Source organism: Streptomyces sp. NBC_01260 (assembly GCF_036226405.1).
Taxonomy (GTDB): Bacteria; Actinomycetota; Actinomycetes; order Streptomycetales; family Streptomycetaceae; genus Streptomyces; species Streptomyces laculatispora.
Genome location: NZ_CP108464.1, coordinates 2,266,045 through 2,278,350, shown reverse-complemented (window position 1 = coordinate 2,278,350; position 12,306 = coordinate 2,266,045). Strand labels below are relative to the sequence as shown.

The window sequence follows — 12,306 nt, the reverse complement described above, 5'->3', positions numbered from 1 at the left end:
ATCATGGAAACATCTGTAGAGCAGCTGGTCGCGGCCCTCCGCGCGACGATGGTCGAGAACGAACGCCTCCGCTCGGCCAACGACCGCCTCACCGACGACGCCACCGAGCCGATCGCGATCGTGGGGATGGCGTGTCGTTATCCGGGTGGGGTGGGTTCTCCGGATGAGTTGTGGGATTTGGTGGTGGAGGGCCGGGACGGTGTGTCGGGGTTTCCGGTGGATCGTGGGTGGGATGTGGAGGGGCTTTACGATCCGGAGCCGGGGAAGCCGAATCGTACGGTGACGCGTGAGGGGGGTTTCCTGTATGACGCGGCTGATTTTGATGCCGGGGTGTTCGGGATCTCGCCGCGTGAGGCGCTCGGGATGGATCCGCAGCAGCGGTTGCTGTTGGAGGCGTCCTGGGAGGCGGTGGAGAGTGCGGGGATCGATCCCCACTCCCTGAAGGGCAGCCGGACCGGCGTCTTCGCCGGCGTCATGTACCACGACTACGGGCCCGGCACGAGCGACGGCAGCCTCGTCACCGGCCGCATAGCCTTCACCCTCGGCCTCGAAGGCCCCGCCGTCACCATCGACACCGCATGCTCGTCATCGCTCGTCGCCCTCCACTGGGCAGGACAGGCGCTGCGCCGGGGCGACTGCTCGATGGCGCTGGTCGGTGGCGTGACGGTGATGACGACGCCGGACATGTTCCTCTACTTCAGCCATCAGCGGGGCATGGCGAAGGACGGCCGTTGCAAGTCGTTCGCCGCCGACGCCGACGGCACCGGCTGCTCGGAGGGCGTCGGCGTCCTCATGGTCGAACGCCTCTCGGACGCGCAGCGGAACGGACACCCGGTACTTGCGGTGATCCGTGGGAGCGCCATCAACCAGGACGGCGCGTCGAGCGGGATGACCACCCCCAACGGTCCGTCGCAGCAGCGGGTGATCCGTGCGGCGCTGGAGAACGCCGGCCTCACGACCACCGACGTGGACTTGGTGGAGGCGCACGGTACGGGGACCCGGCTGGGAGATCCGATCGAGGCGCAGGCGCTGCTCGCGACGTATGGGAAGGGGCGCCCGGAGGGCGATCCGCTCTGGCTGGGCTCGCTGAAGTCGAACCTGGGCCACACCCAGGCAGCCGCCGGTGTGGGTGGTGTGATCAAGGCGGTACAGGCGATCCGGCACGGGGTACTGCCGAAGTCCCTCCACTCGCAGACACGTTCCCCGCACGTGGACTGGGACTCCGGTGCGGTGGAGTTGTTGACGGAGTCGCGGGTGTGGCCGGAGCGGGATCGTCCGAGGCGGGTGGGTGTGTCGTCGTTTGGTCTGAGTGGGACGAATGCGCATGTGATTGTGGAGCAGGCTCCGGTGGTGGTGGAGCCGGAGGTGGTTTCTTCGGTGGGGCTGCCGGTGGTTCCGGTGGTGTTGTCGGCGCGGAGTGAGGCGGGTCTGTCGGGGCAGGCGGGGAAGCTGCTGGCCCGGATGGATGCTTCGACTTCTGTGTTGGATGTGGGTTTTTCGTCGGTGGTGTCGCGTGCGGTGCTGGAGCATTGTGCGGTGGTGGCGGCGTCGGACCGTGAGGAGTTGGTGCGGGGTCTGACGGCTCTGGCCGAGGGTGAGTTGTCGCCTTCGGTGGTGCGGGGTGCTGTGCGTTCGGCTGGTGCTACGGCCTTCTTGTTCACGGGTCAGGGTGCGCAGCGGCTTGGGATGGGCCGGGAGTTGTATGGGGCGTTCCCGGTGTTTGCTGAGGCGTTCGATGCTGTGTTGGTTGAGCTGGACGCTCGGCTGGGCCGCTCGTTGCGTGAGGTGGTGTGGGGTGAGGACCCCGAGGTCCTGAACGGGACGATGTTCGCGCAGGCCGGGTTGTTCGCGGTCGAGACGGCGTTGTTCCGGCTGGTGGAGTCGTGGGGGGTGCGTGCGGACTTCTTGGTGGGTCATTCGGTGGGTGAGATCGCTGCCGCGCATGTGTCCGGTGTGTTGTCGCTGTCGGATGCGGCTGAGTTGGTGGTGGCGCGTGGTCGGTTGATGCAGGGGTTGCCGGCTGGTGGGTCGATGGTGGCGGTGGAGGCGGCGGAGGTCGAGGTGCTTCCGTTGCTGAATGGTGAGGTGGGGATTGCGGCGGTCAATGGTCCGCGTTCTGTGGTGGTTTCGGGTGTGGAGTCGGCGGTTGCTGATCTGGTGGGGAAGTTTGCTGGTGAGGGGCGTAGGACGAGTGTGTTGCGGGTGTCCCATGCGTTTCATTCGCCGTTGATGGAGCCGATGTTGGCGGAGTTCGGTGCGGTGGTGGCCGGGCTGTCCTTCGGTGCCCCGTCGATTCCGGTGGTGTCGGGTGTGTCGGGTGATGTGGCTGAGGACTGGGGTTCGGCTGAGTATTGGGTCCGGCATGTGCGGGAGGCGGTGCGGTTCGCGGATGCGGTGTCGTTTGTTGTGTCGCGGGGTGTGACGTCGTTTGTTGAGGTGGGTCCGGATGGTGTGCTGAGTGGGATGGCGCAACAGTCCGCACGCTCGGACTCAGCTCTCTTCGTTCCGTTGGTGCGTAAGGGGCGTCCGGAGGTGGCGGCGGCTGTCGGGGCGTTGGGGCAGTTGCATGTGGCTGGTGTTTCGGTGGATTGGGCCCGGTTCTTTGAGGGTTCGGGTGCTCGTCGTGTTGATCTGCCGACGTATGCGTTTCAGCGTGAGCGGTTTTGGTTGGAGTGTGTGGGTGGTGGTGATGCTGGTGGTTTGGGTCAGGTGGTGGTTGATCATCCGGTGTTGGGTGCGGTGGTGGCGTTGCCGGATTCGGGTGGTGTGGTGTTGACGGGGCGGTTGTCGTTGGAGGGGTTGGGGTGGTTGGCGGATCATGAGGTGTTGGGGTCGGTGTTGTTGCCGGGGGCGGCGTTTGTGGAGTTGGTGGTGCGGGGTGCTGATGAGGTGGGTTGTGGGGTGGTGGAGGAGTTGACGTTGCGGGCTCCGTTGGTTGTTCCGGAGCGTGGTGGGGTGGCGTTGCAGGTGGTGGTGGGTGGTGTGGATGAGGTGGGGTGTCGTTCGGTGCGGGTGCATTCGCGTCGGGAGGGTGCGGGTGCGGAGTGGGTGTTGCACGCGGATGGTGTGCTGGGTGATGGCGCGGGTGAGTCGGTGCCGGACTTCGACCTCACCGCATGGCCCCCGCCCGGCGCAGTCGCTGTGCGGACGGACGACGCCTACGAGCTGCTCCACAAGCAGGGTTATGACTACGGCCCTGTCTTCCGGGGCCTCAAAGCCGTGTGGCGCCGCGGGGACGATGTCTTCGCCGAGGTCGCGTTGCCCGAGCAGGCGCATGGAGACGCCGAACGCTTTGGCCTGCACCCCGCCCTGCTCGACGCGACCATGCACGCCCTGGGAGTCGGCGAGGACGTCACGGGCGACGAGCCGACCGAGCTTCCCTTCTCCTGGACGAACATCTCTCTGCACGCCGCCGGCGCACGCTCGCTGCGGGTACGGCTGTCTCCCCAGGGCGCCAGCAGTTTCTCGCTGAGCCTGGCGGACCAGGACGGTGCCCCTGTGGCCACGGTCGGCGGACTCATGTTCCGTCCTGTCTCGGTGGAGCAGTTGGGTGGGTCGGGTGTGGGTGGTGGGTTGCATGAGGTGGTGTGGCGGCCGTTGGTGTCGGCTGGTGTGGTGGATGGTGCTGACTTGGGTTCTCCGGTGGTGTTTGAGGTGCCGTCGGTTGGTGTGGGTGTGGGTCCGGTGGTGGGTGTGCGGTCGGTGTTGGGTGGGGTGTTGGAGAGGGTGCAGGGGTGGCTGGCGGATGAGGAGGGTGGTGGTGGGCCGTTGGTGGTGGTGACGCGTGGCGGTGTGTCGGTGGGTGCTGAGGATGGGGTGGATGTGTGTGTGGCGCCGGTGTGGGGGTTGGTGAGGGCGGCGCAGGCGGAGAATCCGGGCCGGTTTGTGCTGGTGGATGTGGAGTCCTCGGGTGGGGTGTTCGGTGATGTTGCGGGTGTGGTGTTGGGGTCGGGTGAGCCTGAGGTTGCGGTGCGTGGGGGTGAGGTGTTGGTGCCGCGTCTGGTTGAGGTGGCTGCCGGTGTCGCTCCTGTGGCATCGGTGGTGCCGGATGGTGTGGTGTTGGTGACGGGTGGTACGGGTGGTCTGGGTGGTTTGGTGGCCCGGCATCTGGTGGAGGTGCACGGGGTGCGGCGTCTGGTGCTGGCCGGGCGCCGGGGGCTGAGTGCTCCTGGGGTTGATGTGTTGGTGGGGGAGTTGGAGGGGCTGGGTGCTGAGGTTTCTGTGGTGGCGTGTGATGTGTCGGATCGTGGTGCGGTGGCGTCGCTGGTGGAGGGTGTGGGTGCCGGGTTGGTGGGTGTGGTGCATGCGGCTGGTGCGGGTGACAACGGTCTGGTCGGGTCGATGGACCGAGCCCGCCTGGACAGAGTCCTGGGTGCGAAGGCTGACGGTGCCTGGTACCTGCATGAGTTGACGCGGGATCACGGGTTGGCGTTCTTTGTGTTGTTTTCGTCGGCGGGTGGTTCGGTGCTGGCTGCGGGTCAGGCGAATTACGCGGCGGCGAATGTGTTCCTGGACGCGTTGGCGGCGTATCGCCGGGCGGAGGGGTTGCCGGCCACCTCACTCGCGTACGGGCTGTGGGACGTGGCCACTGGCCTGACCGAGGCCATCGACGACGACGCCCGTCTCATGGCGGCACGTGGCCTGCCCGCCCTCGCCCCGGCCGACGCGCTCCGCCTCTTCGACGCGGGCCTGCGCTCCGGCCGGGCGGCGCTGGTGCCGCTCGCCGTCGACGTACCGACCCTGAAGGCGCAGCCCGGCGCACCGCACTCCCTCCTGCGGGACATGGTCCTCACCGAGGCCGGCCCCGTGGTCCGGAGCCGCACGAAGGGGGCCGACCCCGCCGCGCTGACCGCCCGTCTCTCCGGGCTGAGCACCGAGGAGCGCGAACGGGCCCTGCTGGACCTGGTACGCGGTCACGCCGCCGCTGTTCTGGGGCACTCGGGCGCCGAAGCGGTCCCGGCCGAGCGCGGATTCCTCGACATCGGATTCGACTCGCTGACGGCTTTGGAACTCAGGAACCGCCTGGGCGGGGTGACCGGCTGCCGGCTGGCGCCGACCCTGATCTTCGACTACCCCTCGGCCGCCGAGCTCGCCACGCACCTGCGGCAGACGCTCTTCGGCGAGGACACCCCCGCAGATGACCTCAGCGCGGCCACCGCGGACGAGCTGTTCGACATTCTCGACGGCGACATCCTCGGCGGCGAAGCGTAGTACCCCCTCCCGGCAGGCCCTGCCGGTCATGGCACAAGGGGTTCGTACGAGCACCGACCGGAGACGAGGAGCGAGTGTGCTGAACCGGATAGTCGTCGTGGGCGCGGCGGCCGCAGGACTGACCGCGGTGGAGACGCTGCGCGCCAAGGGCTACGAAGGCGGGCTGACGCTCGTCGGCGACGAGGTCCATCCGCCCTACGACCGGCCGCCCCTCTCCAAGGAGTTGCTGAGCGAGGGCTGGGAACCCCCGAGCGCCTGGTTGCGCAAGGAGGACGTGCTCGCCGCCGTGGACGTCGATCTGCGTCTCGGCTGCCGGGCCACCGGCCTCGACCAGGCCGCCCGGACCGTCAGCCTCTCCACCGGCGAGCGGCTGCCCTATGACGCGGCGATCATCGCGACGGGACTCCGGCCGCGCAGGCTGCCGTACGGGGACGGCCTCCGGGGCGTCCATGTCCTGCGTTCACTGGACGACGCAATCCGGCTGCGCGAGGCGCTCGCGGCAGGCCCCAGGGTGGCGGTGATCGGGGCCGGATTCCTCGGCGCGGAGATCGCCGCCACGGCGCGCGGGGCCGGGCTCGACGTGACGCTGATCGACACGAACGCCCAGCCCCTTGAACGCCAGGTCGGTGCCGGGATCGGCGAGCTCGTGGCCGGTATGCACCGTGACCACGGAGTGCGGCTCGTTCTCGGCGCCGATGTCGTGGGGATGGCCCAGGACGGCGGCGGCGGTGTTCGCGGGGTCCTGCTGGCGGACGGCACCACCGTTGACGCCGATCTCGTCGTCGTCGCGATCGGCTCGGTGCCCGCCGTGGACTGGCTCGCCGGTTCCGGACTGCCCCTGGGGGACGGGGTCCTGTGCGACGAGTACTGCCGGGCCGCCCCTGGCGTGTGGGCGGCGGGGGACGTCGCCAACTGGCCCCACCCGATGATGGCCGGGGCGCGGGTCAGGCTCGAACAGCGGACCAACGCCGCCCAGCAGGCCATGGCGGTCGTCTCCAATCTGCTGGCCGGTGACGCGGGCGAGAAGCCGTACGCCCCCGTGCCCTTCGGCTGGACCCATCAGTTCGGGGAGAAGATCCAGACCATCGGCTGGTGCCCTCCGGGCGCGCGTACGGAGATCATCAGCGGGTCCACCGCGGACCGGGAGTTCGTCGCCGCGTACCACCGCGACGGAGTCCTCGTCGGCGGGCTGGGCTGGAACAGCGCGCGCGGTCTGCGGCAGTGCCGGCTCCTGCTCGGCCGGCCGTCGGCGGAGACGGCCGCCACGGCGGCGGCCGTCTGACGGCTGAACCACCGCAACCAGGGGGCGGCTTACGAGCCCGGCCCTCCTCCACTCTCACCGAGAGCGGTGTCGTACCGTCTCCCCACCTCGGTGTCACACCGGCTCCGCGTACCGCGGACCCGAGGCGTATACGATGCTCTATGCGTGCGTGATACGCATGGGAAGGCTTCCGATGAAGGCAGGCACGAGATGACTACTGGCGAAGGAAAGAGCACGGAAGGCGTCGGCCTGCCGAACAGCATCGCGGTGCTCTGGGAACTGCGGAACAGGGAGCAGCGCACAGCCCGCACCGGCCTGAGCGTCGAGCGCATCGTGACGGCCGCGATCGAGTCGGCGGACGCCGACGGCCTCGCCGGGCTGTCCATGTCCCGGGTCGCCAAGAGCCTCGACTTCGGCACCATGTCGCTGTACCGCCACGTGTCGAGCAAGGACGAGCTGCGACAGCTGATGCTGGACATGGCCTACGGCACCCCGCCCCGTATCGAAACGGCGGAGGGGGACTGGCGGGACGGGCTGGAGCAGTGGGCTCGCGCCTTCCAGGAGGTCTTCCACCGGCACCCCTGGATGCTCCAGATCTCGGTCAGCGGACCTCCCCTGGAGCCGGGGCAGCTCAGCTGGCTGGAGTGCGGCCTGCGCACCCTGGGCGGCACCGCGCTGAGGCCGGACGAGAAGCTCTCCGTGATGATGCTGATGATCGGCTACGTGCGCAACAACGTGCAGATGTCGCTCGGCGTCGTGACCGAGGGCATCAGCGAGGAAGACCTGATGGCCAACTACGGCCGCGCGCTGGCCAAGTACGCCGACTCCGCGTCGTTCCCCGCACTCGCCGAGCTGCTGGAGGCCGGGGCGTTCGACGAGCCCGAGGACGACTTCACCTTCGGGCTCCAGCGGGTCCTGGACGGGGTCGAGGTGCTGGTCCGTATCCGCAACGGCGAGAAGCCGCTCACCTGACGGGGCCACCGGCCGGGCCCGACGCGGCACCGGCCGGCGGGCCGCGGGACCGGCCGGACGCACGACATGCGGAAGGGGGCTGGTTCCCCACCCGGCCGGGTGGGGAACCAGCCCCCTTCCTTGGTGTCCGGAGCCTCAGCTCGCGGCGGGCTCCATACGTCCCGGAGCGGGGACGGTCGCCGGTGCGTCGAGGTCGTACGGGTCGATCGGCTCGCCCGTCTCGATCGGCACCTTGCGCAGCAGTACGGCGACGATCAGGGCCACCACGACCATGGCGGCGGCCCCGGAGAGGGCGGCCACCTGGAGGCCGTGGGTGAAGGCCTCACGGCTGGTGGAGAGCAGTTCGGCACCGATCGCGGCCGGCTGCTGGGAGGCGACGGTGGCGGCGCCGCCGATGGTGTTGCGGACCGCGCCCAGCGCCTCGCCGCCGAGACCGGCCGGGTTCACCGCGTTCATGTCATGCCGGTAGATGGCGGAGCCGATGCTCCCGATGACCGCGAAGCCGAACGCGCTGCCGAACTCGGTGAAGGTCTCCGAGGTGGCCGTGGACGAGCCGGCGTGCTCCTTCGGCGCCGAGGTGACGACGATCTCCGCCGTGAGCGTCTTCGAGGCGGTCATGCCGGCCGCCATCAGCCCCACGCCCACCAGCAGGACGGCGACGTTCGATTCCACCGTGAGGCGGCTGAGCACACCGAAGCCGATGGCCATCACCAGCATGCCGCTGGCCACCAGGTAGACCGGCTTGACCTTGCGGGACAGGGCCGAGACGAGGCCGACCGCGATTCCGATCGCCGGCATCACCGCCATGGACCACAGGGCCGCCCGGAACGGTGTCATGCCCAGCACCATCTGGAGGTACTGGTTGGTGAGGATGCTGACGCCCATGAACGAGAACATCACCATCAGGTTGGTCAGGATCGCCCCGGTGAAGCCGCCGTAGCGGAACAGCGAGATGTCGATGAGCGGGTGGGCCGTCATGCGCTGGCGCTGCACGAAGGCGATGAGCAGCACGAGGCCGACGGCGGCCCAGATCGCGGGGTCGCGGGCCCAGCCGTCCACGGCCAGCTCCTTGAGGCCGTAGATGAACGGCATGATGCCCGCGACCGACAGGAACGCGCCGAGCAGGTCCAGCTTGCCGCGCGAGGGGTCGCGCCGCTCCGGCAGCAGGATCGGGGCCAGGATGAGCACCAGCACCATCACCGGGGTGTTGATCATGAAGACCGAGCCCCACCAGAAGTTGTTCAGCAGCAGGCCGCCCACGACCGGGCCGAGGGCCGCGCCGGTGGCGAGGGTTCCGCTCCAGGCGGCGATGGCCGACTTGCGCTGCTTGGAGTCGTGGAACATGTTGCGGATCAGGGCCAGGGAGGTCGGCGTCAGCGTCGCGGCGCCGAGCCCGAGCAGTGCGCGCGAGCCGATGAGCATCTCGGGACTGTCGGCCGTCGCGGCGAGCGCGGACGCCACACCGAAGACCAGGGCGCCAATGATGAGGAGCTTCCGGCGCCCGAAACGGTCACCCACCCAGCCCATCGTGATCAGCGCGCCGGCCAGCACGAAGCTGTAGATGTCCATGATCCACAACAGCTGGGTGGCGCTCGGCTTCAGCGATTCGCTGATGGGCGTGATCGCGAAGCCGAGAACCGAGATGTCAATGGCGATCAGCAGAGTGACCAGGACGATCACCACGAGGCCGAGCCATTCCTTGAGCCCCGCCCGGGGCTTGTTTTCTGTCATGGCAAACGTCCATGCCTTCCTGCGTCATGACCCTGAGTACGTAACACGCTGAGCGTATCAGGTACGCGTAAGCGTGTCGCGTACCCATCGGCGATGGAGTGAGGCTCCCGAGCCCCGCCCCGCAGCGGTTTCAGTGCGATCGGCCGAGCAGTTCCTGCGCCCGTCGCAGCAGTGCCCGGCGGTCGATCTTCCGGTTGGTGTTGAGCGGGAATTCCGCGATGTGGAAGAAATGCTGGGGGAGTACGGCCCGGGGGAGCGTGCGGCTCAGCTCGCGGGCCAGGACGACGGGCGGCACGCGCTCCCCGGTGTGGAACGCGGCCAGCGTGATGCCCTGCTCGGACGGCACCGGCACCGCGACGCCGTCCTCCACTCCCGGGCACCGGCGCAACGCCGCGTCGATCTCCGCCAGTTCGATCCGCACCCCGCGCACCTGAACCTGCTGATCCAGCCGGCCGAGGTAGAGCAACTGCCCCTCCTCACCCAGCCGGACCCGGTCGCCCGTCCGGTAGTAGCGCACCCCGTCCCGGTCGAGGAACCGGCCCGCGTCGTCGGCCGGGTCCAGATATCCGGCCGTGAGCTGCGGCCCGGCGACACACAACTCGCCCTCCGACGGGTCCGGTTCGCCGTCGGCGCCGAGGAGCATCCACGCGTGCCCCGCGTGTACCGGTCCGATCGGGACGACACCCGCGACCGCGATCCGGGGCGACGTCTCACGCGACCAGCGGTGCCGGGTGATGGTGATGGTCAGTTCGGTGGGACCGTAGAGGTTCTCGATGGCCGACCCCGGCGCCGCCTGCTGCCAGTCCGTCACGTCCTGGCAGGTCACCGCCTCGCCCGCGAAGAAGCTCCAGCGCAGCGAGGGCAGGGCGCCGTCGGCGAGCCGGCCGGTGCGCCGGATCAGGCTGATCACGCTGGGGGTGGAGAACCAGACGGTGATGCCCTGTTCGGCGACGAAACCGGGGAGGTCCCGGTAGGCGCCCGCCGGAACCGGCACCAGCGCGGCGCCGGCGCCCCACGCGCAGAACAGGTCGAACATCGCGCAGTCGAAGTTCAGATCGAAGTTCTGCGAGAACACATCGTGCGGACCGAAGTCGTACCGCGCGTCGAGCAGGCCGAAGTAGTGGGCGCCGTTGGCGTGCGTGACCGGCACACCCTTCGGCCGGCCCGTGGAACCCGAGGTGAAGAGCACATAGGCGGTGTCGTCCGGTGCGACCGGGCGGGGGCGCGCCAGGCGGGACGCCGGATCGGGGACGATCCTCCCCTCGGCGCCGTCCGCGGCCGCCCCGTCCAGCAGGGCGGGAAGCCCGACGCCCTCCGCACGCAGCTTCTCCAGCACCGTGGCCGCCTCGGCGTCCACGATCAGCGCCTGGGCCCCCGCCGCTTCGAGCATCTGAAGGGTGCGGAGCACGGGGAAGGAGGGCTGCAGCGGCACCATCGGCACCCCGGTGAACAGGCAGGCCAGGATGCCCGTGTAGGCGTCGACGCCCTTGCCCGCGAGCACGCCCACCGCGGCCGGGCGCTCCGGGAGCGCGGCCAGCAGCGAGCCCGCCCAGGTCAGCGCCCGGTCGTACAGCTCCCGGTACGTCAGCGTGGCGTCGCCGGCGCGGATCGCCACCCCGTGCGGGGACCGCGCGAGCCCGCGCAGGAAACGGTCATAGAGGGCGTGGGCCGACGTCTGGTCCATGAGTGTTCCCCGGGTGACGGTGGATGGATGAGGTGGAGCGGTGCTCGATGCCCGCGAGGCTCCCGCCGGAGACCAGGGCGCCGTACGAGTCGTACGGGGCACCTCGGCGGATCTCGGCGAGGGGGTGCAGGGGCCCGCCTTCGGCGGGGGCGCGCGACGGCCGGCCGGATGCCGGGGCGGACTCGGGCGCACCGGGGCGCGGCGCCGGGCCCGCGATCCGCAGGAGGACCTCGGTGAGGTCGGCCCAGGAGCGGCCGGCCGGTGCGTGGTGCAGGGCGACCCGCGGATTTCTCGCGAGCCACTCGCGTACGTCACGGGAACGCACCGCTCCCTTCCCGTCCAGGAGCACGTGCAGCCTCGGGTAGGGATGGGCCTGGGCGACCGCGTCCAGGAGATTCAGGAAGGTGGCCGGCGCGGAGGCCCTGTCCGCCCCCGGGCGGGCCCGGTCGAGCAGCAGGGGCCGGAGCCGTTCCTCGGGCCTGTGCCCGGTCCGGCCGTCCGCCCGCAGGACCACGGCGTTCCACGGCGACACGCGACAGACCCCGACGACACCGCGATGCGCGCCGGGCGGCAGAGGCGGCACGGCGGGCAGCTGGAAGGTCTCGGGGCGATGCGGCTGCACCCCCCACCTCCGCCACACCCGCGAAACCGTGGAGTGGGCGATCCCCAGCTCGTCGGCGAGCAGCCGCGACGACCAGTACGGCGCCCGCAGCCGGGCCGGCGGCGTACCGCCGTCGCAGAGCGTGGCGACGAGCACCGCCACCTCGTCCACCGTCGCGGGGCGGCCCGGCCGGGGCAGATCACCCAGTGCCGCGATGCCCGACTCCGCGTACCGCGAACGCCACTTGAGGACGGTCGGACGGGACACCCGCAGCAGGGCGGCGACCTCCGTGTTCGAGGTACCCCCTGCGGCGAGCAGCACGATCCGCGCCCGCCGCACGAGCCCGGCCGGCGCGGTCGACATACGGGTCAGCGCCTCCAGCCGGGCCCGGTCGCCCTCGCGCAGACGCAGTGCCGGGACGCTACGCATGTCCGGTCCTCAGCGCAGACGCTGCAGCGAGTTCCAGAGAACGTCCGGGGTCTCGAATATCTCCAGGGAGAGCGCCTCGTCGCGGAAATGCACGTCATACGTGGATTCGAGGCCCGCGAGCAGCTCGATCATCCCCAGCGAGTCGAGACCGAAATCGCGCAGTTTCATGTCCCCGGCGATCGGCTCGTCCGGCGGAAGAAAGGACAACTGCTTCCGAAGGAGAATGTCGAACTGCTCATCCCACATGATGACTCCGGTTTCAGGCGCGAAGGGTGGATGGTTGTTCCGGGCTCGCCGGACCGCACCGGTTCCGCAGCACGAAACCGCCGGCGGAAAACAACGGAAGGGCCGAAGGGGCCGCCGAGGCCCGGCCGTGCGGAAACGAATGGACGGGCCGGAACGGAGACGGGAGAACAG

Annotated in this window: 7 protein-coding genes; 3 read left to right on the top strand and 4 right to left on the bottom strand. The window is 69.7% G+C overall.

Annotated elements, in window-relative coordinates; all coding sequences use genetic code 11:
* The 3 genes from OG322_RS09755 (at position 1) to OG322_RS09745 (ending at position 7,444) form a co-directional block, all read left to right on the top strand.
* A complete protein-coding gene (locus OG322_RS09755; RefSeq protein ID WP_443066590.1) occupies positions 1-5,211 on the top strand; it encodes a type I polyketide synthase in 5,211 nt (1,736 codons plus the stop codon).
* 76 nt (positions 5,212-5,287) lie between these two features.
* Positions 5,288-6,493, top strand: coding sequence for an NAD(P)/FAD-dependent oxidoreductase (locus OG322_RS09750; protein ID WP_329306301.1), 1,206 nt, complete (start codon positions 5,288-5,290; stop codon positions 6,491-6,493).
* A gap of 189 nt (positions 6,494-6,682) precedes the next feature.
* A complete protein-coding gene (locus OG322_RS09745; RefSeq protein WP_241200152.1) occupies positions 6,683-7,444 on the top strand; it encodes a TetR/AcrR family transcriptional regulator in 762 nt (253 codons plus the stop codon).
* A gap of 135 nt (positions 7,445-7,579) precedes the next feature.
* Here OG322_RS09745 and OG322_RS09740 read toward each other — a convergent pair whose 3' ends face one another.
* The 4 genes from OG322_RS09740 to OG322_RS09725 all read right to left on the bottom strand — a co-directional run bounded on the left by OG322_RS09740 (position 7,580) and on the right by OG322_RS09725 (position 12,135).
* Positions 7,580-9,175 (bottom strand): MFS transporter, encoded by a 1,596-nt coding sequence (locus OG322_RS09740; RefSeq protein WP_123461765.1) that lies wholly within the window; start codon positions 9,173-9,175, stop codon positions 7,580-7,582.
* A 130-nt stretch (positions 9,176-9,305) separates the two neighbouring features.
* Positions 9,306-10,859 (bottom strand): AMP-binding protein, encoded by a 1,554-nt coding sequence (locus tag OG322_RS09735; protein ID WP_123461766.1) that lies wholly within the window; start codon positions 10,857-10,859, stop codon positions 9,306-9,308.
* Positions 10,828-11,889 (bottom strand): helix-turn-helix domain-containing protein, encoded by a 1,062-nt coding sequence (locus tag OG322_RS09730; RefSeq protein WP_260146815.1) that lies wholly within the window; start codon positions 11,887-11,889, stop codon positions 10,828-10,830. The genes OG322_RS09735 and OG322_RS09730 overlap by 32 nt, the downstream gene beginning before the upstream one ends.
* Positions 11,890-11,898: 9 nt before the next feature.
* Positions 11,899-12,135, bottom strand: coding sequence for a phosphopantetheine-binding protein (locus tag OG322_RS09725; RefSeq protein WP_123461767.1), 237 nt, complete (start codon positions 12,133-12,135; stop codon positions 11,899-11,901).
* Between the last annotated feature and the right edge of the window lie 171 nt (positions 12,136-12,306).